This is a genomic window from Nonomuraea marmarensis, from assembly GCF_043197025.1.
GTDB lineage: Bacteria > Actinomycetota > Actinomycetes > Streptosporangiales > Streptosporangiaceae > Nonomuraea > Nonomuraea marmarensis.
Window position 1 is genome coordinate 97455 of record NZ_JBICRM010000026.1, and the last position, 19873, is coordinate 117327.

Annotated in this window: 18 protein-coding genes; 11 read left to right on the top strand and 7 right to left on the bottom strand. The window is 69.9% G+C overall.

Annotation, left to right across the window (positions count from 1 at the left end):
* The first annotated feature begins 41 nt into the window (after positions 1-41).
* The 3 genes from ACFLIM_RS34015 to ACFLIM_RS34025 are packed head-to-tail and all read left to right on the top strand — an operon-like array spanning position 42 to position 2222.
* Positions 42-374, top strand: coding sequence for an ArsR/SmtB family transcription factor (locus ACFLIM_RS34015; protein ID WP_043615149.1), 333 nt, complete (start codon positions 42-44; stop codon positions 372-374).
* A 44-nt stretch (positions 375-418) separates the two neighbouring features.
* The gene (locus ACFLIM_RS34020) at positions 419-1297 is read left to right on the top strand and encodes a 1,4-dihydroxy-2-naphthoyl-CoA synthase (protein ID WP_393172472.1); all 879 of its coding nucleotides are present in this window, start codon (positions 419-421) and stop codon (positions 1295-1297) included.
* Positions 1298-1307: 10 nt separating this feature from the next.
* A complete protein-coding gene (locus ACFLIM_RS34025) occupies positions 1308-2222 on the top strand; it encodes an aminoglycoside phosphotransferase family protein (RefSeq protein ID WP_393172473.1) in 915 nt (304 codons plus the stop codon).
* On the opposite strand, the gene ACFLIM_RS34030 is transcribed toward ACFLIM_RS34025, so the two are convergent.
* Entirely contained in the window at positions 2212-3123 is a 912-nt protein-coding gene (locus ACFLIM_RS34030; RefSeq protein WP_393172515.1) for an NADP-dependent oxidoreductase, read from the bottom strand. The two genes, ACFLIM_RS34025 and ACFLIM_RS34030, sit on opposite strands and share 11 nt — an antisense overlap.
* 146 nt (positions 3124-3269) lie before the next feature.
* Here ACFLIM_RS34030 and ACFLIM_RS34035 point away from each other — a divergent pair, with 146 nt between their 5' ends.
* The 3 genes from ACFLIM_RS34035 to ACFLIM_RS34045 are packed head-to-tail and all read left to right on the top strand — an operon-like array spanning position 3270 to position 10698.
* On the top strand, positions 3270-3821 hold the full coding sequence (locus ACFLIM_RS34035) for a hypothetical protein (protein ID WP_393172474.1): 552 nt from the start codon (positions 3270-3272) through the stop codon (positions 3819-3821).
* Positions 3821-5914 (top strand): flotillin family protein, encoded by a 2094-nt coding sequence (locus ACFLIM_RS34040; protein ID WP_393172475.1) that lies wholly within the window; start codon positions 3821-3823, stop codon positions 5912-5914. The genes ACFLIM_RS34035 and ACFLIM_RS34040 overlap by 1 nt, the downstream gene beginning before the upstream one ends.
* Positions 5911-10698, top strand: a complete 4788-nt coding sequence (locus ACFLIM_RS34045; RefSeq protein WP_393172476.1) for a DNA repair ATPase — start codon at positions 5911-5913, stop codon at positions 10696-10698. Before ACFLIM_RS34040 ends, ACFLIM_RS34045 begins: the two co-directional genes overlap by 4 nt.
* On the opposite strand, the gene ACFLIM_RS34050 is transcribed toward ACFLIM_RS34045, so the two are convergent.
* Positions 10685-11539, bottom strand: coding sequence for a 4-hydroxy-tetrahydrodipicolinate synthase family protein (locus ACFLIM_RS34050; RefSeq protein ID WP_393172477.1), 855 nt, complete (start codon positions 11537-11539; stop codon positions 10685-10687). The genes ACFLIM_RS34045 and ACFLIM_RS34050 overlap by 14 nt on opposite strands.
* A 71-nt stretch (positions 11540-11610) precedes the next feature.
* On the opposite strand from ACFLIM_RS34050, the gene ACFLIM_RS34055 reads away from it, so the two are divergent.
* Positions 11611-12480, top strand: a complete 870-nt coding sequence (locus ACFLIM_RS34055) for a LysR family transcriptional regulator (RefSeq protein ID WP_393172478.1) — start codon at positions 11611-11613, stop codon at positions 12478-12480.
* Here ACFLIM_RS34055 and ACFLIM_RS34060 read toward each other — a convergent pair.
* On the bottom strand, positions 12461-13054 hold the full coding sequence (locus ACFLIM_RS34060) for a TetR/AcrR family transcriptional regulator (RefSeq protein WP_393172479.1): 594 nt from the start codon (positions 13052-13054) through the stop codon (positions 12461-12463). The two genes, ACFLIM_RS34055 and ACFLIM_RS34060, sit on opposite strands and share 20 nt — an antisense overlap.
* A gap of 82 nt (positions 13055-13136) precedes the next feature.
* Here ACFLIM_RS34060 and ACFLIM_RS34065 point away from each other — a divergent pair, with 82 nt between their 5' ends.
* Positions 13137-14090 (top strand): quinone oxidoreductase family protein, encoded by a 954-nt coding sequence (locus ACFLIM_RS34065; RefSeq protein ID WP_393172480.1) that lies wholly within the window; start codon positions 13137-13139, stop codon positions 14088-14090.
* On the opposite strand, the gene ACFLIM_RS34070 is transcribed toward ACFLIM_RS34065, so the two are convergent.
* The 3 genes from ACFLIM_RS34070 to ACFLIM_RS34080 form a co-directional block, all read right to left on the bottom strand.
* Entirely contained in the window at positions 14087-15019 is a 933-nt protein-coding gene (locus ACFLIM_RS34070) for a serine hydrolase domain-containing protein (protein WP_393172481.1), read from the bottom strand. The two genes, ACFLIM_RS34065 and ACFLIM_RS34070, sit on opposite strands and share 4 nt — an antisense overlap.
* 75 nt (positions 15020-15094) lie before the next feature.
* Positions 15095-15652, bottom strand: coding sequence for a flavoprotein (locus ACFLIM_RS34075; protein WP_393172482.1), 558 nt, complete (start codon positions 15650-15652; stop codon positions 15095-15097).
* A gap of 11 nt (positions 15653-15663) precedes the next feature.
* The gene (locus ACFLIM_RS34080) at positions 15664-16392 is read right to left on the bottom strand and encodes a class I SAM-dependent methyltransferase (RefSeq protein WP_393172483.1); all 729 of its coding nucleotides are present in this window, start codon (positions 16390-16392) and stop codon (positions 15664-15666) included.
* Positions 16393-16561: 169 nt separating this feature from the next.
* Here ACFLIM_RS34080 and ACFLIM_RS34085 point away from each other — a divergent pair, with 169 nt between their 5' ends.
* A complete protein-coding gene (locus ACFLIM_RS34085) occupies positions 16562-17893 on the top strand; it encodes an LCP family protein (RefSeq protein ID WP_393172484.1) in 1332 nt (443 codons plus the stop codon).
* Here the strand turns inward: ACFLIM_RS34085 and ACFLIM_RS34090 are convergent.
* Positions 17890-18369, bottom strand: a complete 480-nt coding sequence (locus ACFLIM_RS34090; RefSeq protein ID WP_393172485.1) for a tetratricopeptide repeat protein — start codon at positions 18367-18369, stop codon at positions 17890-17892. The two genes, ACFLIM_RS34085 and ACFLIM_RS34090, sit on opposite strands and share 4 nt — an antisense overlap.
* Before the next feature lie 67 nt (positions 18370-18436).
* On the opposite strand from ACFLIM_RS34090, the gene ACFLIM_RS34095 reads away from it, so the two are divergent.
* Together ACFLIM_RS34095 and ACFLIM_RS34100 are read left to right on the top strand one after the other, a co-directional pair.
* Positions 18437-19366: an ATP-binding protein gene (locus ACFLIM_RS34095; protein ID WP_393172486.1), complete on the top strand. Its 930-nt coding sequence runs from the start codon at positions 18437-18439 to the stop codon at positions 19364-19366.
* Between the two features lie 86 nt (positions 19367-19452).
* Positions 19453-19839: an SCO5389 family protein gene (locus tag ACFLIM_RS34100; protein WP_393172487.1), complete on the top strand. Its 387-nt coding sequence runs from the start codon at positions 19453-19455 to the stop codon at positions 19837-19839.
* The last annotated feature ends 34 nt before the right edge of the window (positions 19840-19873 follow it).

Sequence of the window (19873 nt, forward strand, 5' to 3'; positions counted from 1 at the left end):
ACTTGAAGAATTATGCAACTGCACTGGATTAGTCTGGCAATATGCACGTGGAGGTCTACCAGGCCAAGGCCGACTTCTTCCGAACGCTCGGCCACCCCGCTCGCATCCGAGTGTTGGAGCTTCTCCAGGAAGGGCCGCTACCCGTCAGGGACCTACTGGCTCAGATCGACATCGAGGCTTCGAGCCTCTCCCAGCAGCTCGCGGTCCTGCGCAGGGCGGGGATCGTGAGCGCGATCCGCGAGGGCAGCACCGTGGTCTACACGCTGGCCACTCCAGAGCTGGCCGACCTGCTCGGCGCCGCCCGCCGTATTCTCACCGACATGCTCGCCGACCAGGGGGAGCTGCTCGCCGAGCTGAGGGCGGAGGTCACCTAGCCCACGCCAATGGGCGGAAGGCCAGATCCGTTAGGCTCTCGCCCATGGTCTCCGAGCTGTTCGATCCCAAGGCGTGGCAGGCGGTCGAGGGATTCGACTTCACCGACATCACCTACCACCGGGCGGTCGACCAGGGCACCGTGCGGATCGCGTTCGACCGCCCCGAGGTGCGCAACGCCTTCCGCCCGCAGACCGTCGACGAGCTCTACCGCGCGCTCGACCACGCCAGGCAGACCACAGACGTCGGCTGCGTGCTGCTCACCGGCAACGGCCCCTCGCCCAAGGACGGCGGCTGGGCCTTCTGCTCGGGCGGCGACCAGCGCATCAGGGGCAAGGACGGCTACCAGTACGCCGACGGCACCGCCGCCACCGGCCGCCTGCACATCCTGGAGGTGCAGCGCCTGATCCGCTTCACGCCCAAGATCGTGATCTGCGTGGTGCCCGGCTGGGCGGCGGGCGGCGGCCACAGCCTGCACGTGGTGGCCGATCTCACCCTGGCCAGCGCCGAACACGCCCGGTTCAAGCAGACCGACGCCGACGTGGCCAGCTTCGACGGGGGTTTCGGCTCGGCCTATCTGGCTCGGCAGGTCGGGCAGAAGTTCGCCCGTGAGATCTTCTTCCTCGGCGACACCTACACCGCGGCCGACGCGCACCGCATGGGCATGGTCAACGCCGTCGTCCCGCACGCGGAGCTGGAGGCCACGGCCCTGGAGTGGGCGCGCAAGGTCAACGGCAAGTCGCCCACGGCGCAGCGGATGCTGAAGTTCGCCTTCAACGCGCTCGACGACGGGCTGGTGGGGCAGCAGGTGTTCGCTGGGGAGGCGACGCGGCTGGCGTACATGACGGACGAGGCGGCCGAGGGGCGCGACTCGTTCCTGGAGAAGCGCGAGCCCGACTGGTCGCCGTTCCCCTGGCACTACTGAAGCCCGGCAGATGCGGATCAAGGTGCCGGCGGCGCTGACCGAGTCGCACATCAAATACGACGGTGCGGCCGGGCGCGCCTGGTCCGCCGGGCTGCCCGCGCTGGCCGAGCGCTATCTGGAGAAGTGGGGGCTGCGGCTCGACGGCGAGCCCAGGCACGGCGTGGTGTCGCTCGTGTTGCCCGTCGTCCGCGAGGACGGGACGAAGGCCGCGCTCAAACTGCAGCCCGTCACCGACGAGAACGCCACCGAGGCGCAAGGGCTGCGGACCTGGGCGGGTGACGCGTCGGTGTTGCTGCTCGACTCGGACCCCGAGACCGGCACCCTGCTGCTCGAACGCCTCGAGGCCGACCGGTCCCTGTCCGCCGAGCCGGACCAGATGAAGGCGCTGGGCATCCTGACCGACCTGCTGCGCCGCCTGGTGGCCTATCCCGCGCCCGAGGACATGCGCCGGTTGGAGGACATCGCGCAGGCCATGCTGGACGACGTGGACGAGGCCGTGCCCAAGCTGCCGCGGGAGCGGGACCGCCACTGGCTGCGGTGGTGCGCCGCGGCGGTGGCCGAGCTCATCTCCGAGTCTGGCGACCGGTTGCTGCACTGGGACCTGCACTACGACAACGTGCTGGCCGCCGAACGGGAGCCGTGGCTGAGCATCGACCCCAAGCCGCTGGCCGGCGACCCGGGGTTCGACCTGATGCCCGCCCTGGGCAACCGCTGGGACGAGGTGGTCGCGTCCGGGGACGTGACGCGGGCGGTGTTGCGGCGCTTCGACTTCATGGTGGACGGGCTCGGCCTCGACCCCGGGCGGGCGGCCGGCTGGACGCTCGGCCGGGTGCTGCAGAACTCCCTGTGGGACGTCGAGGACGGCGAGCGCGAGCTGCAGGAGGTCCAGCTCGCGATCGCCGAGGCCGTGCGGCTCAGATCGTGAGGACGATCTTGCCCTGGCCGTGGCCGGTCTCGATCTCCCGGTGCGCGTCCGCGGCGTCCTCCAGCCGGTACGCCCTCCGCACCGGGAACTTGAAGGCCCCCTCGGCGTACAGGGCGGCATAACGCCCGAGCCGCTCCGCCGTACGTTCCCCCTGGACCAGCCGGACGCCCAACTCGGCCGCCGTGCCGTGCTCGACCAGGGTGACGATGCGCCCGCGATCCTTGACCAGCTCCAGCGACACCTCCAGCGCGTGCCCCCCGGCCCCGTCCAGCGCCGCGTCGATCCCACCAGGGGCGAGCGCGCGCACCCGGTCGGCCAGCCCCTCCCCGTAGGCGACCGGGATCGCGCCGAGGTCGCGCAGGTAGTCGTGGTTGACCTCGCGGGCGGTGCCGATCACGGTGGCGCCGCGCATCCTGCCGATTTGCACCGCCGCCGTGCCCACGGACCCGGCCGCGGCGTGTACGAGCAACGTCTCGCCCGCCGCGATGCCCACCCCGTCCAGCGCCAGCTCGGCGGTCTGCACGCCCGCGGTGAACCCGCCGGCCACCTCCCAGGGCACGTTCGCGGGCTTGGCGGCCACGTCGGTCCCCGCGACGACGACGTACTCGGCATAGCTGAACAACCTGGAGAACCCGAGCACCTCGTCACCGGCCGCCACCCCGGTCACCCCCGCGCCCACCTGATCGACCACGCCCGCGAACTCGTTGCCGGGGATCCGCGGGAAATCGATGGCCGCCAGGTACGGCGGCAACCACCCGGACCTGACGGCCGCGTCGAACGGCTGCACTCCGGCCGCCCGCACCCGTACCCGTACCTCGCCCGGACCCGCCTGGGGCGCGGGCACCTCCATCACCTTCAGCACCTCGGGCCCGCCCGGCTCGCTGAAGGCCGCCGCTCTCATCACTTCGCTCATGCGTCCGAGCCTGCTCCCTCAACCACAGTTGAGGTCAAGTCCTATGACTTTTCGGGAACTTTCGGCTTTACTCATGCTTTACCTGTATATAGTCCGTCAAGGACACACAGGGGGACGGGGCACACCGAGGCGGGATGACCGACTTCATACACATCGCATTAAGCTTTCCGACTGTCATTTTCACTTTCCTGCTCGTGGTGGTCGTCGGTTATTGGCTGACCGTCATCACCGGGTTGTTCGAGTTGGAAGACGACGCCGCGTGGCTGGGCCTCGGGGGAGTGCCCGCCGGCGTCGCGCTCTCGCTGCTGATCGCGCTGGCCTGGTTGTTGTGCCTGATCGGCAGCCAGGTGGCGGGTGGCAGCCTGCTGATCGCCGTACCCTTCGCCGCCGCGGCCGGAGCCTGGCTCGCCACCCGTGGCCTGCTGGTTCCGCTGCGCAGGCTGTTCCCGGAAGGGGACCGGCACTCGCGCGGGGACTTCGTCGGCCAGATGTGCGTGATCCGCACCGGCGCGGCCACTCCCGACTTCGGCCAGGCCGAGGTCACCGCCGCGGACGGCTCGTCCGCGATCGTGCAGGTACGCACGACCGGTCAGGACCGCCTCGCCCGCGGCGACAACGCACTCATCTTCGAATACCACAAAGACGGCGAATTCTTCTGGGTCATGCCCTACGAAAGTGAGCATTGATGGACGTCATCTCCACCGGCTTCGGCGTATTTCTCGCCGTCATCCTCATCGTCGTGATTGGCCTGCTCGTCGTCATCGGCCGCCTTTTCCGCAAGGTCGAACAGGGCAAGGCGCTGATCGTGTCGAAGGTCAACAAGGTCGACGTGACGTTCACCGGTGCCATAGTCCTGCCCGTCGTGCACAAGGCCGAGATCATGGACATCTCGGTGAAGACCATCGAGATCGAGCGCACCGGCCGCGAGGGCCTGATCTGCCGGGACAACATCAGGGCGGACATCAAGATCACGTTCTTCGTCCGGGTGAACAAGACGGCCGAGGACGTCATCAAGGTCGCCCAGGCCATCGGCACCGCCAGGGCCAGCGACGAGGCGACGCTGCAGGAGCTGTTCAGCGCCAAGTTCTCCGAGGCGCTCAAGACGGCCGGCAAGCACCTCGACTTCGTCGACCTCTACACCAAGCGCGACGAGTTCAGAGACGAGATCATCCGGCTCATCGGCACCGACCTGAACGGCTACAGCCTCGAAGACGCCGCCATCGACTACCTGGAGCAGACCGCGCTGCTCCAGCTCGACAAGAGCAACATCCTCGACGCGCAGGGCATCCGCAAGATCACCGAACTCACGGCCATCGAGCACGTGCGGACGAACGAGTTCCAGCGCAACGAGGAGAAGGAGATCACCCGCCAGAACGTGGACGCCCGCGAGGCCATCCTCGAGCTCCAGCGCCGCCAGGCCGACGCCGAGCTCAAGCAGCGGCGCGAGATCGAGACCGTCAAGGCCCGCGAGGAGGCGGAGACCGCCCGCGTACAGGCCGAGGAGCGGCTGCGCGCCCAGAGCGCCAACATCAAGACCGACGAGCAGATCGGCGTGCAGCAGGAGAACCAGGCCCGCGAGGTCGCGGTCGCCGAGAAGAACCGCGAGCGGGTGATCGCGATCGAGTCCGAGCGGATCGAGAAGGACCGCATGCTGGAGGTCATCGCCCGCGAGCGGGAGACCGAGCTGTCGCGCATCGCCAAGGACAAAGAGGTCGAGACCGAGAAGCGGGCGATCGCCGAGGTCATCCGCGAGCGCATCGCGGTCGACAAGACCGTGGCCGAGCAGGAGGAGAGCATCAAGCGGCTGCGTGTGGTCGAGGAGGCCGAGCGCACCCGCCAGAGCGTGATCATCGCCGCCGAGGCCGAGGCGCAGGAGAACCTGGTCAAGGACATCAAGGCCGCCGAGGCCGCGGAGGCAGCCTCGAAGTTCAAAGCCCGCGAGGAGCTCACGCTGGCCGAGGCCAGGCAGCAGGCCGCCGAGCTGGACACCAGGGCCAAGATCCGGCTGGCCGAGGGTGTGCAGGCCGAGTCGGCCGCCAGCGGGCTGGCGCAGGTGCAGGTCAAGGAGCGCGACGCCGAGGCCATCGAGAAGGTCGGCCGCGCGGAGGCGCTGGTGCTGAAGGAGAAGCTGGCCGCCGAGGCCGACGGCGCGAAGGCCATGGCGCTGGTCGAGGGCGAGCGACTCAAGGCGCGGGCCGAAGGTGAGCAGGCGATGGCGCTGGCCGGCGCGACCGCGGTGGGCGAGAAGCTGAAGGCCGAGGCCGAGGGCCTCACCCAGAAGGCGGCCGCGATGGCGGCGCTGGACGACGCCAGCAGGGGGCACGAGGAGTACCGCCTGCGCCTGGAGGCCGACAAGGAGATCCGGCTCAAGCACATCGACGTGTCGCGGCAGGTGGCGGAGTCGCAGGCGAGCGTGCTGGCCGCCGGGCTGGCCAAGGCGAACATCGACATCGTCGGCGGCGACACGATGTTCTTCGACAAGGTGGTCGGCTCGATCACCGCGGGCAAGGTGGTGGACGGGTTCGTGGACCACTCGGAGGTCGCGAGGGCGCTGGTCGCGCCGTACGTCAACGGGACGGCCAGCCTGGCGGCCGACCTCGCGAGCGTGGTCGGCGGCGTGCGCACCGAGGACATCAAGAACCTGACCGTGTCCGCCCTGCTCATGCGGCTCATCCAGGACGGCGGCCCGCAGTCGTCGGCGCTGGGCGAGCTGCTGGAGACGGCCCGCCGGCTGGGCGTGGCCGACTCGCCGGTGGCCGCGCTGGCCGGAGCGAAGTGAACGTGGTCGAAGCGGAGCTGGAGGCGGGGACGTACGAGGTCCTCAGGAACCGGCTCCAGGCCCAGGCCAGGACCCTCGCGGCGGCGGCCGAGGCGGTCAACCAGGAGCGGCTGCGCGTGTTCGGCGGCGCGGAGCTGCGGCTGCTGGGGACCGAGCGGATCCGGACCGAGAACAACTGCGTCCCCAGGGACATCGTCTCCCTAGGTGACGTGATGTTGTTCGGCTACAACGTCTTCATCGGGCTCAAGCCGGAGACGACGGTGGCGGACGTGTTCGCGGTGCACCGGTTCTCCAGGGACGGGGACGCCTTCAGGTTCGACGCCGACAAGCTGGAGACGCTGGAGGACCCGGCGTTCAGGAAGGACTTCGCCGAGCTCTACCGCTATTACAAGGAGACGCGGCTGCAGCAGCTCAGGCGGGTGGAGGGCAAGCTGCTGGCGGTCTTCCAGACGGGTCCCGCGGACCTGCGGGTGCTCCGGTGGACGGTCAGCAACGGCGGAGTCCCGAAATATCAGGACAACAGGGGGGAGCGGGACCACACCTTCCCCCCGTCCCACGACTTCGAGTGGACGCCGACCACCCGCGACGACCACATCCTCGGCCGCCACCCGCACATCTCCATCGGCGGCGAGGTGTTCGTCGAAACGGTCGGGGGCGACCTCACCATCAAGATCGAGGACAACACGGAGACCGGCGCCGGAATCTACGCCGAGCCGGTCGCCGAGCCCCTCCAGAGCCTCGCGGACGCCGACGTCGAGTACGCCCGCGTGAGGCCGCTCATCCTCATGCGGATCAGGCCGTACAAGGAAACCGGCTGGCGCCACCTGGTCTTCAACACCCGCACCAAGGCCGTCGTGCGGCTCGACGGCATCGGCCAGGCCTGTCAGCGCCTCCCCGAGGACCAGGGGCTGATCTTCCCCGGGGGTTACTACCTGACGACGGGTGTCAGCAAGACGTTCGACACGGACGTGGCGGACCTGGAGTTCGAGCGGGTGGTGCGCTCGCCCAACGGGGAGGACGTCCTGTACGTCTTCCACGCCACGGGTGACGGGCGCTCGTTGCTGCTGCCGTACAACGTGATCAGGAAGGAGGTGGCCAACCCCATCGTCTGCCACGGGTACTCGTTGTTCGACGACGGCACGATGGTGGTGTTCCGCGCCACCTCCGAGGAGCCGACCAGGGTCCACCCGATGCAGGTGTGGCAGACCCCGTACGTCTCCGACACCTACGCCGCCGCCCAGCCCGCCGGAACGGGGCCGCTGGAGCGCATCGGCAACGCCGAGCTGGTGCGCGGCATCTCGGACTGCCTGTCCGTGTCCCGCATGATCGAGGAGATGGCGCCCTCGGCGGGCACGTTCGAGGGGCTGATCTCCGCCTGCACGCGGGCCTTCGACTCTTATCACTGGCTCGGGGAGCACGGGCTGCGCGCGCCGCTCGCCGACGTACGCGCCACCGCCGAGCAGGTCCTCGACGAGTACGAGAACGTCGAGCAGCTCACCCGCCAGGCCGCCCAGACGCTCGCCACGGCGGTGGAGGAGACCACCCAGCTGGTACGCCAGGCCAATGCCGAAAATCCGGACACCGCCGACGCCTGGGTCACCACCCTGGCCACGCTGCGCCGGGCCCAGGGCCGCCTGGTGACATCGCGCGAGGTCCGCTACATCGACCTCGCCGCCCTGGATTCCCTGGCCGAGTCCGTGACGTCGGAACTCGCCTCGGTGGGCCAGCGAGCGGTGGCCTTCCTGGAGGGCGCGGACGCGTTCACCGCCTACCACGCCGCCGTCGAACAACTCGCCGCCGACGCGGCCGCCATCGCCACGGTCGCCGAGGCCGCCCCGGTCACGGACCGGCTGGCCGACCAGGCGGAGGGGCTGGAGGTGGTGACCGAGGTGGTCGGCTCGCTGGACATCGCCGACGCCACCGTGCGCACCTCCATCCTGGGCCGGATCGCCGAGGTGCTCGCCGGGGTGAACCGGGCCAGGGCCGTCCTGGACGGCCGCCGTCGCGAGCTGCTCGGAACGGAGGGCCGGGCGGCCTTCGCCGCCGAGTTCGCCCTGCTGGGCCAGGCCATCACGGGCGCGCTGGCGATGGCCGACACTCCGGCGAAATGCGACGAGCAACTCGGACGACTGATGCTCCAGCTGGAGAACCTGGAGTCCCGGTTCGGCGAGTTCGACGACTTCGCGGCGCAGCTCACGGCCAAGCGGGAGGACGTGTACGAGGCGTTCTCGGCCCGCAAGCAGACCCAGCTCGACGCCCTGGCCCGGCGCGCCGACCGCCTCTTCGCCTCCGCCGAACGCGTCCTGGGCAGCGTCACCCGCCGCCTCGCCTCGCTGGCCTCGTTGGACGAGGTCAACACGTACTTCGCGACCGACCCGATGGTGGCCAAGGTCCGCTCGGCGGCCAACGAGCTGCGTACCCTCGGGGACGCGGTACGGGCGGAGGAGCTGGCGGGCCGCGTCAAGTCGGCCCAGCAGGAGGCCGGTCGGGCACTCCGGGACCGCCAGGACCTGTTCTCGGACGGCGGCGAGACCCTGCGGCTCGGCCACCACCGCTTCGCCGTCAACACCCAGCCCATCGATCTGACGCTGGTGCCGCACGACAGCTCGATGTACTTCGCGATCACGGGCACGGACTACCGGTCTCCGGTTCCCGCATCCTTCGCCGACACGCGGCCCTTCTGGGACCAGCTCCTGGTCTCGGAGACCCCGGAGGTCTACCGCGCCGAGCACCTGGCCGCGTCGCTCCTGGACTCGGTCACGGCCGGCGCGCCGCTCGCCGACCTCGTCCGCCAGGCCGCCGAGTCCCGGTACGACGAGGGCTACGAACGCGGGGTCCACGACCACGACGCCACGGTCATTCTGGAGGCTTTGGTGCGGTTGCGTGAGGGCGCTGGGCTCCTGCGCTATCCGGCCGAGGTGCGGGCGGCGGCCCAGCTGTTCTGGGCGTTCGGGCTGGACGAGGTTTCACGTAAAACATTGACCACCCGGGCCGGGTCGCTGATCCGGGCGCGGACGGTCTTCGGGAGCGCGCCTGCCCTCGACTCGCTGGCCGAAGAATTAGGTGCCTTGATCGCGGGGTTCATGGCAAGCCTCCCGGGGACGGCGGCCGGCGAGTACCTCATCGAGGAGCTCGGGAGTAACCCGTTCGGATTCGTGACGAGCAAGGCGGCGCGGGACGTGCTCGACGGGTTCCGGCAAACCCTGGGGCCGGCGAAAGTGCGCGAGTTCGAGGAGGACCTCAAGGCCGTGCCCCTTCCCGAGCGCCTCCAGCTGGCCCAGGCCTGGATGGCCGCCTATCACCAGGGCCCGGAGACGACCGAGGCGATCGCCGTACAGCTGTGCGACCTGCCCCGCCACGAGTCCAGCGCCGCCACGAGCGAGACCGTGGACGGCCTGCTCGGCACCCACCCCCGCATCCACGACCGCAAGCTGGAGATCAGGCTCGACGAGCTCCTCACCAGGACGCGCGGGTTCAGGCAGGAGCGGGTCCCGGCCTACCGCGCCTACCAGCGCCGCAGGGGCGAGCTGGTCGAGGCCGAGCGGCACCGGCTGCGGCTGGAGGAGTACAAGCCCAAGGTCATGAGCGCCTTCGTGCGCAACCGCCTGCTCGACGAGGTGTACCTGCCGCTGATCGGCGACAACCTGGCCAAGCAGCTCGGCGCGGCGGGCGCGGATAAGCGCACCGACCAGATGGGCCTGCTGCTGCTCATCTCACCGCCCGGCTACGGCAAGACGACCCTGATGGAGTACGTCGCCAGCCGCCTCGGCCTGGTGTTCGTCAAGGTGAACGGCCCCGCGCTGGGCCACGAGGTGACCTCGCTGGACCCGGCGGACGCGCCCGACGCGACGGCCAGGCAGGAGGTGGAGAAGATCTCGTTCGCGCTGGAGACGGGCAACAACACACTGCTCTACCTGGACGACATCCAGCACACCTCGCCGGAGCTGCTGCAGAAGTTCATCTCCCTGTGCGACGCCCAGCGCCGCATCGAAGGCGTCTGGAACGGCCGGACCCGCACGTACGACCTGCGCGGCAAGCGGTTCGCGGTGTGCATGGCGGGCAACCCGTACACGGAGTCGGGCCGCCGGTTCCGCATCCCCGACATGCTGGCCAACCGGGCCGACGTGTGGAACCTGGGCGACGTGCTGTCGGGCAAGGACGACCTGTTCGCCCTGAGCTATGTGGACAACGCCCTCACCTCCAACCCCGTCCTCGCCCCCCTCTCCGGCCGCGACCGGTCCGATGTGGAGCTCCTGGTACGGCTCGGGAAGGGCGACACGACGGTCAGGCCGGACCAGCTCCAGCACCCCTACACCAAGCCGGAGCTGGACCAGATCCTCAGCGTGCTGGCCAAGCTGGTCCGCGTCCAGGAGGTCGTGCTGGCCAACAACCAGGCGTACATCGCCTCGGCCGCCCAGTCCGACGCCGCCCGTACCGAGCCCCCGTACCGGCTGCAGGGCTCGTACCGGAACATGAACAAGCTGGCCGAACGCATCGTCCCCGCCATGAACGACGCCGAGCTCGAAGCGGTGATCGACGATCACTACCTGGGCGAGGCGCAGACCCTGACCACGGACGCCGAGGCCAACCTGCTCAAGCTGGCCGAGCTGCGCGGCCGCCTGACCCCAGACCAGGCCCAACGCTGGGCGGCGGTCAAGACCGCCTACCTCAGGGCCAGGGCGCTGGGCGGCGCGGAGGACGACCCGATGACCCGGGCGGTGGGCGCGATCGGCCTGCTGGCGGACCGGGTGGGCGAAGTGGGCTCCGCGATCAGAGACCGTTGAACACCGCCGCGGGACTGGCCGGCACCAGCGGCAACCGTACGTCCGGGGTCGGGATCAGGCCCTGGGCGTGCAGCACGCCCTTGATCACGGTGGGGTTCGGCTCGGCGAAGAGCGCGGCCGACAGCCTGGCCAGCCGGTGCCCGAGCGCCCTGGCCCGCCCCACGTCGCCGGCGTGCCAGGCGTCCACCAGCTCGACGAAGCTGCGGGTCTCCAGATGCGCGGACGCGAGAATCCCACCGACAGCCCCCAGGGCCAGCAGCGGCGACACGAACGCGTCGTCACCACCCACCACCTCGAACCCGTCGGGCAGCTCCCCGAGCAGCTCGACCGTGTCCTGATCGATCCCGCCGACCGCGTACTTCACCCCGGCGATCATCGGATGCGCCCCCAGCCGCCGCAACGTCGCGGCGCCGACCGCCTGTCCCGTCCGGTAGGGAATGTGGTAGATCACCAGCGGCACCGGCGTCTCGTCCGCCAGCGCCTCGAAGTGGGCGACGACACCGCGCTCACCAGGCCGGACGAAGTACGGAACGGTCACCAGCGCCGCCCCGACCCCCTGAGGCAGCTCGCGCAGCGCCCGAGCCGTCGAACGCGTGTCGTTTCCCGTCACCCCCACCGTCAGCAACGCCTGCCGCTCCGCGCAGATCCGCGCGCAGACCTCGATCACCCGCGCCCGCTCCCCGGGTTCGAGCGCGGCCACCTCCCCGGTGGTCCCGAGCGCGACCAGGCCGGCGGCCCCCTGGTCGAGCACGTGGTGGGCGAGCTTCTCGATCGCGTCCACGGCCACCTCTCCGGCCGAGTCGAACGGGGTGACCAGCGGTACGTGGATTCCTCTCAACATGCTTCGAGCGTGCCCCCTCGGAACACGTTAGGTCCAGCACGGATTTCTTCGCTTCAACGTAAGCTGAGCTTATGCTCGATCCACGCAAACTCCACCTGCTCCGCGAACTGGCCAGGCGCGGCACGATCGCGGCCGTGGCGGAGGCGGTCACGTTCACGCCGTCCGCCGTCTCCCAGCAGCTCAGCGCGTTGGAGCGGGAGGCGGGCGTGCCCCTGCTGGAGCGTACGGGCCGCACCGTGACCTTGACGCCCGCCGGGCTCCTGCTGGTCGAGCACGCCCAGGCCGTACTCGAACAACTCGAACGCGCCTCGGCGGCCCTCGCCGCCGCGCGCGGCGGGCCTTCCGGGCCGCTGCGGATCGGCGCGTTCCCGACGGCGGCCCGCGTGCTCCTGCCGCCCGCCCTCGCCCACCTGACCGGCGCGCACCCCGGGCTGGAGCCGATGGTGGCCGAGATCGACCCCGCCGACGTCTCGGCTGCGCTGCGGGCGGGGGAGCTGGACGTGGCGCTCGTGCACGAGTACGACTTCGTGCCCCCGGTGACCGACCCGTCCATCGAGACGGAGCCGCTGTTCAGCGAGCCGATGTACCTGACCGACCGCCCGTCGATCAGCGCCGCCCGCGCCGACGCGTGGATCACGAACAAGCCCGGCACCCTCTGCCACACGATGGCGATCAGGGCGTGCCAGGCGGCCGGGTTCGAGCCGCTGGTGCGGCATCACATCGACGACTTCGACACCGTACTGGCCTTCGCCGCGGCCGGTCAGGGGGTCGCGCTCGTACCACGTCTGGCGGCGACCAGCCCGCCGCCGGGAGTGCACCTCACCCGCCTGCCCCTGAGCCGCCGCACGCTGGCGGCCTTCAGAAGGGGGTACGGCGAGCACCCGGCGATCAGGGCGGCCGTCGCCGCCTTCCACCAGGCGATCAGCCACCTCCCCCGCTGAGCAGCCCCTTGACCAGCACGGCGAAGCCGGCGGCGGTCCTTTCGTACTCCCCCGCCCGCAACTGGCTAGCGATCGGCTCCATGTGCAGCGTGCCGAGCAACATGTGAGCGATCTGCTCGGCATCCACGTCCGGCCGCCCCTCGCTGATCAGCCCGGACACGTGCCGATGCCAGAACAGGTAGATCGGATTGGCCTCCCTGGGCTGCTCGGCGGCCTTCCTGGTGACCATGGCGTGCTCGTGCGCCGCCATGAGGTTCCCGTTGCGCGCCGCCAGCGCCGCCACCGCCGCGAAGAACGCGAGCAGCCGTTCGATCGGCTCGGCGCCCGGGCCGAGCGGCGGCGGTCCTTCGGCGACGGCCTGCTCCAGCTCGCGCGCCCGCTCGGTCATGAGCTCAAGCATGAGCCCCGAACGACTTCCGAACCGGTGGAACACCGTCCCCTTGCCCACCCCGGCGGCGGCGGCCACGCGCTCGACGGAGACCTGCTCGGGCGGGTGCCGCCGCAGCAGTTCCTCGGCCGCCCGCAGGATTGCCTGCCTGTTGCGCGCGGCGTCGGCCCGCTCTCGACGTTCCATCCGGACATTCTTTCCCATGGACAAACTTGACCAGTGGTCCATATATTAACTGGACCATCGGTTCACTTGAAGGAGTCTACGCATGCGTGCGATCGTCCTGACCGAGACAGGCGGCCCGGAGCAGCTCAAGGTGACGGACCTGCCACGCCCGCGCCCAGGGGAGGGCCAGGTCCTCATCCGCGCGCAGGCCATTGGCGTCAGCTACGCCGAGACACGGATCAGAGCGGGTGCGCTGCCGTTCCCGCTGTCGCTGCCCGCGGTGATCGGCGCGGAGGCGGCCGGCGAGGTGCTGGAGGTGGGGGAAGGAGTGGACCGGGACCTGCTCGGGAGCACGCTGGTGGGGGTGACCGGCGGCGTCGGGTCGTACGCCGAGTACGTGGCGCTCCCGGCCGCCCTGACGTGCCCGGTGCCTGACGGCGTGGCCCCGGCGGAGGCGCTGGCCGCGGCGGCGCCCGGCGCGATAGCCCTGGCCCTGCTGCACAGAGCGCGGCTCGACGGCGGGGAAACCGTGCTGGTGGAGGCGGGCACCAGCTCGGTGGGCAGCTATCTGGTACGGCATGCGAAGGAGTTCGGGGCCGGCCGGGTGATCGCCACGGCCAGTTCCGACGCCAGACGGGACCGAGCCGCCACGATGGGCGCCGACCTCGTGATCGACCACCGCTCCCCCGAGTGGCCCGGCGAGCTGCCCGACGTGGACGTCGTCTTCGAGTCCGTCGGCGGGGCGTCGGCCAGGCGCGTGCTCGACCACCTCACGCCAGGCTCCGGCCGCATGCTGTACTACGGGCTGCTGAGCGGGGAGCCCGCCGCGGTCACGGCCGCCGATCTCATGGAACGCGGGGTGACGATCATCGGCTGCAGCGGTCCTGGCTGGTCGGGGGAGGTGTTCGGAACGCACTTCCCGGCGATGCTGGCCAGGCTCGCCTCCGGGCGCAGCAGCGCGTACATCGATCGCACACTGCCGCTGGAGGAGGCCGCCGAAGCCCACCGCCTCGTGGAGAACCGCGCGGCCGAGGGCCGGATCCTGCTCATTCCTTAGCCGCCGAGGACCGCTTCGAGCACGGCCGTCGCGCTGACCGTCTCTTCGTCGTATTCGCCGGCCGTTATCGCCACGACCAACTGCTCATCGGGCGCCACGAGCAAGCGCTGCCCGCCGTTCCCGATGCCCTCGACCCAGCGGCGCTCACCGGTGCTCACGTACCACTGGTAGCCGTACTCGAACCCGTCCGCGATCAGCACCCGCGGGCGGACCACCTCCTGGATCCACTCACCGGGCACGATGCCCCGGCCGCCATCGAGCACCAGCTGACCGATGGCGGCCAGGTCGATCGGCCGCAGCCGCAACCCGGCCGCGGCCATCGCCAGCCCGTCCTCCCCCTTGCTCCACTGGAAGTCACCGATCCCGAGCGGCTGGAAGAGCGCGGTCTTGGCGTACTCCGCCAGCGGGCTCCCCGTCCCGCGGGCGATGATCCCGCCGATCAGAGCCGACGCCCCGCCACAGTAGAGCCACCGCTTCCCGGCTTCCTCGATGACGGGCCGCTCCAGGACGTACCGGTATCGGTCGGGGGCCAGCTCCATCGCGATCTCGCTGTTGGCCGGGCTCGTGTAGGGCGCGTCCTCGTTCCAGTCGAGCCCGAGCGTCATGGTCAGGGCATGCTCGATGGTGAGATGAGCCCGCTCCAGATCCTGATATTCCGGAAATTGCCGCACCAATCCCGCACCCGGCTCCGGCACCAGCCCTTCCCCCAGGGCGATGCCGTACAAGAGCGCCACCACACTCTTGGAAACGGACCGGATGTCGTGCAGCGTGTCCCGATCGAACTCGACGTGCCCGAGCGACTCGCCCAGCCGATGATCCACCCCGGCCCCGTAGCGCTCCAGAACGACGTTCCCGCCCCGCATCACCACGAGACCGTGCAGGTTGGGAGCCTTGCCCGAACGCAGGATCTCGTCGATCCGCCCAGCCATAGCCACGATGTTCCTCCCTGAAAGTCGGCACATCCTGGCATACCGCCTGACACGGTGTCAGGCGCAATATCCTGACTATGAGTCCCGTCCAGCGAGTTCCGCCAGTACCCGTTTCCAGGGGTAGGAATCGAAGCGGTCGGCCCCGGAGCTCGGCTCGTGCGGCTCGAACTGCCCCGGGCCGAAAAGCACGCACACGCCATCAGCACGCAACTCTTCGACGCTGCGCCGGAAGGCTGTGCGAGCGGCCAGAGCGCTGTTGACGAAGGGCAGCACGACGACAGGGATGCCGAGCCCGGGAGCCTCGGCCAGGACGCCCAAGGCATAGGTGTCGGCGATGCCCTGAGCGAACTTGTTGATCGTGTTGTAGGTGGCGGGCGCGACGATGATCGCATCCGCTCGGGGCGGTTTCGGCTCGTACGGCTTGCGGTACTGGCTGCGGACCGGACGCCCGGTCTGCCGTTCCAGCCCCGCCACGTCGATGAAGTCGAGCGCGGAGGGAGTGGCGACGATCTGCACGATCCACCCTTCCTCCTGCGCCAGGCCGACGAGGCGACCGACCTCGGCAGCCGGCCCGGCCGCGCAGACGATGAGGTAGAGCACTTTGCCCGGCGATTCGGTCACGGCTGCCAGCATGCCAAACGTTCTTACCGGGAAGGCTTCCTGGCCTCCAGCATCACCGTGCCGAACCACGGCCCGCCGTACCAGAACCGCCAGCCCAGGTCGCGCCGCCGTATGTCGATCACGCCGAACTCGCGCAACGTGGCCTCGTACGCGGGCGTGTGCTGGAAGTCGGCGACCAGCATCAGCCCGCCGGGCCGCAACACCCGGTGCGCCTCGCGTACGGCCTCCGCCCGCCCCTCGGCGTCGGAGATGTTGTGGATGGCCAGGCTCGACACGACCACGTCGAACGAACCGTCCTCGAACGGCAGGTCGCGCATGTCGCCCGTCACCAGCTCAACGCGGCCGGAGACGCCCTCGGCCTCGGCGTTCGCCCTGGTCACCGGCTCCTCGTTGCCCGACTGGTCCCTGGAGCGCCACAGGTCGACGCCGGTCGCCCGGCCCTTCTCCAGCCGCCCGGCCGCGAGCAGCAGCACCGCGCCCCGGCCGCAGCCGAGGTCGAGCAGCCGCTCGTCGCCCTCCAGCCGTTCCAGCTCGGCCGCCCAGACGGCGAACTTGCCGCGCCGCGTCGTGTAGAGGTAGCTGGCCGCGCTGGCCAGCGTGTAGAGCCCGCCGAACAGGAAGGCGACGCCCGCCGCCAGGATGTCGACGGCGAACGAGATCACCGCCAGACCCACCAGCACGATCGCTCCGAAGAGCAAACCGGCCAGCGCCCAGGGTGCGTCGAACCCGTAGCTACCGTGTCGCTTGCCCATATTCACGTTATATCTCAAGGAGCTCTTGGTAGGGAATTGACCAAACCCTTCCCCTTCACACCGTCAAACACGCACAACGCATTACTAATGTGACGTGAATGGTCCAGCAGCGGGGGTTTGACCAGGCATGAAGGGAAAAGACCATGGATTTGGACTCGGAGCAAGCATCGTGCTGACAGTAAGTTCCACCGTGCTGTGGGGAGTGGCGCATCTGGCCACCGACCGCCGCAAGACCGGCGTAGCCCTCATGGCTGCTTACCTCCTGATGATCGCCGGCATCCTCGTGCTGTTCACCGCGTACAGCTCGCACCTGCTGTCGCTGGCGGTCCAGCCCCGCTGGCTCATCGTGCTCACCGTCGCGCTGGTGGTGATCGCCCTCGCCTGGACCAGCGTGATCGTCTGGTCCTTCCTCCTGGTACGCCCCCCGCGCTCGGACACGATCGGCCGCTTCCTGACCACGACGCTGACCGTCGCCCTGTGCGCGCTCATCCTGGCCCCCACCGCCTACGCCACCAGGCTCACCTACCTGTCACGCGACGTCGTGAACACCCTGTTCCCCAGCTCCAACGGCTCCCCGATCCTGGCCACGGACCCGTGGAACGGCGCTAACCGGGTCAACTTCCTGCTCCTCGGCGGGGACTCGGCGCCCGGCAGGCCCGGCGTGCGTACCGACAGCGTGACCGTGGCCAGCGTGGACACCAAGACCGGCGCGACCACCCTGTTCGGCCTCCCGCGTAACCTCCAGCGGGTCCAGCTCCCCGCCGGCCCGGCCAGGAACCGCTTCCCCGCCGGCTTCACCGGCAGCGGCCCCGACACCCCCGGCCTGCTCAACGAGATCTTCCAGTTCGGCGAGGACCACCCCGACCTGGTGCCCGGCGTGCAGAAGGGCAAACGCGGCCCGGCCCTGATCAAGCAGACCGTCAGCGACATCCTCGGCATCCCCGTCCACTACTACGCCCTGGTAGACATGAGGGGCTTCGCGCAGATGATCGACGCCATGGGCGGCGTGCGGGTCACCATCAAGCAGCCCATCGTGTACGGCCGCTACCGCGAGGGCCTGCTCCCGGCGGGCACCCGCAAGCTGACCGGCTCGGAAGCCCTCTGGTTCGGCCGGTCCCGCACCGACAGCGACGACTACGCCCGCATGGGACGCCAGAAGTGCCTGCTCAACGCCGTCGCCAAGCAGGCGAACCCGATGACCGTGCTCAACAGCTTCGAACAGCTGGCCGCGGCCACGAAACGCACCATCTCCACCGACATCCCGCAGGAAGTCCTGCCTGCCGTCGTGGAGCTGGCCCAGAAGGTCAAGGGCGCCAAGATGCGCAGCCTCAGCTTCGTACCGCCGCTGATCAACACGGCCGACCCCGACTGGCACCTCATCCGCCGCAAGGTCGCCGAGGCCCTGGACGCCCGCCAGCCCAAGCCCGCCACCGACGTCCGGACCCCGGCGGCGACGCAGAGCCCGGACAACCCGATCAGCCTGGACGCGACCTGCGGCTAGACCGTCTCGTCCAGATTGTCGGCGTAATACTCGATGGCCCGCCGGTAAGCACCCCCCTTGTCCGACTCGGCGACGACCTTGAGCAACGTGGCCACCGCCTCCCCGGAACGCCCGGCGTTGTGCAGCGCCATCGCCATGAACGTGCGCAACCCGGCGTCCCCGGGGAACTCCCGCAACCCCCGCTCGAACGTCTCCAACGCCTCACCGACCCTCCCGAGCCCCCGGAACGTGCTCCCGAGCCCGGTGAAGGCCCCCAGCCGATGGGCGGCGTCCAACCCCTGCCCCGCCAGCGCCCGCTCGTAGTGGGGCACCGCCTCGGCCTCAAGCCCGAGCGAGTCGTGCACCCAGGCCGCCTGATAGGCCACTTCGGCGTCGTCGGGATGCCGCTTCGCCAGCGCGACCAGCAACTCCCGCGCCTCTTCGTGCCTGCCCTCCTCGCGCAGCCGTACCGCCCGCGCCAACTCAACATCATTCATGCACCGATTGTGGCATGATGGTGACCGACGAGAACGGGAACGGTTTTCATACTCGGTGGGAGGCGCCGTGAGAGTGGCGTTCGTCGGCAAGGGCGGCAGCGGCAAGACGACGATGTCGGCGCTGTTCGCGAGACACGTGGCGAGCCAGGGCGGGCCGGTGGTCGCCGTGGACGCCGACATCAACCAGCACCTGGCCCTCGTGCTCGGCCTCGACCGCCAGCCCGAGCCGCTCGGCGCCCACCTCACCGAGATCAAGGACCGCCTGCGCGGCGCCAACCCGCGCATCCCGTCGGCCGACGCCATGGTCAAGACCACCCCGCCGGGCCGCGGCTCCACGCTGCTGAGCTTCGCCGACCTGGCCGCCGACCCCTACGCGCTCACCACCCCCGAAGGGCTGCACCTCCTGGCGACCGGCCCGTTCAGCGAGGACGACCTCGGCGTGGCCTGCTACCACTCGAAGGTCGGCGCGGTGGAGCTGCTGCTCAATCACCTGGTCGACGGCCCCGGCGAATACGTCGTGGTGGACATGACCGCCGGGGCCGACTCCTTCGCCTCGGGCCTGTTCACCCGCTTCGACCTGACGTTCCTCGTCGCCGAGCCGACCAGGCAGGGCGTGAGCGTCTACCGGCAGTACCGTGACTACGCCGCCCGCTACGACGTCGCGCTCGCCGTGATCGGCAACAAGGTGCACGGCGCCTCGGACGTCGACTTCCTGCGCGAGCACGTAGGTGACGACCTGCTCACCTGGATGGAGCACTCGGCCGCCGTCCGCGCCATGGAGCAGGGCCGCCACTTCACGCTCGACGACCTGGAGCCGGCCAACGCCGACGCGCTGGCCGTGCTCCGCAAAACCCTCGATGAGCAGGACAAGGACTGGGAGCGCTTCGGCCGCCAGACCGTGGAGTTCCACCTGCGCAACGCCCGAGCGTGGGGCAACGACAGGACCGGCGCCGACCTGTCCGAGCAGATAGACCCGGACTTCGTGTACGGCCCCTGACCACACGACTGTCCCCCTCCAGGCATCTGGAGCGCCCCCGAATCCCCGCTTAGCGTCAAATTGATCCCATTCCGAGAGGAGACAGCATGTCGCTGACCGTTCCGAACGATCTGCTCGACCAGGCCAGAGCCGGTGACGTGGACGACGCGGCCTTCCTGGCGTGCGTCCGCGACTCGCTCCCCTACGCGTGGTCGCTGATCAGCGAGCTGGTCGAGCAGCGCGAGCAGACCGGAGCCGAGTTCGCGGACAACCAGGTGCCACCGCCGTCGGAGGAGGCCCGCGGCCAGCTCCTGCGCTGCCTGGCGAGCGACTCGATGCGCGGCGCATTGGAGCGCCACTTCGAGGTGCGGCTGGCCTTCCAGAACTGCCACCGGGTCGCCGTCTTCGACCCGGCGGCCACCAAGGCCCTGCTCGACTTCGTCACCCCGAGAGCGCAAATCCTCAACCAGAAACCGGAGCTGGTGGACTGCTGAACCCGTCCGGCGAGCCGGGCCCCGCCCGGCTCGC